Origin of the sequence: Streptomyces sp. WAC06614, from assembly GCF_003949795.1 — a bacterium.
GTDB lineage: Bacteria > Actinomycetota > Actinomycetes > Streptomycetales > Streptomycetaceae > Streptomyces.
Window position 1 is genome coordinate 1 of the sequence record NZ_RPRY01000755.1, and the last position, 762, is coordinate 762.

The 762-nt window shown below is 71.9% G+C and carries 1 protein-coding gene and 1 pseudogene; both read right to left on the reverse strand.

The features are described 5' to 3' along the window. On the reverse strand, positions 1-547 hold a 547-nt coding region (locus tag EF918_RS36315), incomplete at its 3' end, for a SidA/IucD/PvdA family monooxygenase (RefSeq protein WP_148141379.1). Further along, positions 544-762, reverse strand: a pseudogene (locus EF918_RS36320) (aspartate aminotransferase family protein); the annotation flags it as partial. The gene EF918_RS36315 and the pseudogene EF918_RS36320, both read right to left, overlap by 4 nt.

The following is a 762-nucleotide window of genomic DNA, read 5'->3' on the forward strand; positions in this document are numbered from 1 at the left end:
GGTCGACGCCGTCCGCTGGAACCCCGAACGCGACCTCTTCGAGGTCGACTTCACCCAGCTCGACGCCGACGGCGAGGCCGAGGGCCTCGGCCTCGCCGTCGGCGTCGAGCTGGGTGAAGTCGACCTCGAAGAGGTCGCGTTCGGGGTTCCAGCGGACGGCGTCGACCTGGTGGCCGAAGTGGAGGCCGGGCAGGCGGCCGGCGACCCAGCGGCAGTAGGCGTCGTACTCGGCGCGCTGGATGTGGAAGCGCTCGGCGAAGTAGAAGGGGTAGAGCCGCTCCTTGTGCTTGAGGTAGTTGAGGAAGGTCCAGGGGCTGGCGGGGTCGGCGAGGGTGACGAGGTCGGCGAGGAAGGGCACTTGGAGGGTGGCTCCGTCGATGAGGAGTCCGGGGTGCCAGTGGAAGTCGCGGCGCTGGTCGTAGAAGGCGGTGGCGAGTCCGGCGCCTCCGTGGGTGGTCAGGCCGTGGGCGAGGGCGGCGAGGGACAGGTTGAAGGGTCCGATGCCGATTCCGACGAGGTCGTGGGGGGTGTCGAGCGGGGCGGTCATCGGTGGGTGCTGCCTTCCAGGAGGGTCACGAGGGTGTCCAGGTCTGCCGGCGTGGTGTGGGGGTTGAGGAGGGTGGCCTTGAGCCAGAGGCGGCCGTCGGCGGTGGCGCGGCCGAGGACGGCGCGGCCGTCCTGGAGGAGGCTGCGGCGCAGGGCGGCGAGGTCGTCGTCGCGGGCGTCGGCGGGGCGGAAGAGCACGGTGGTGAGGGTGGGGGC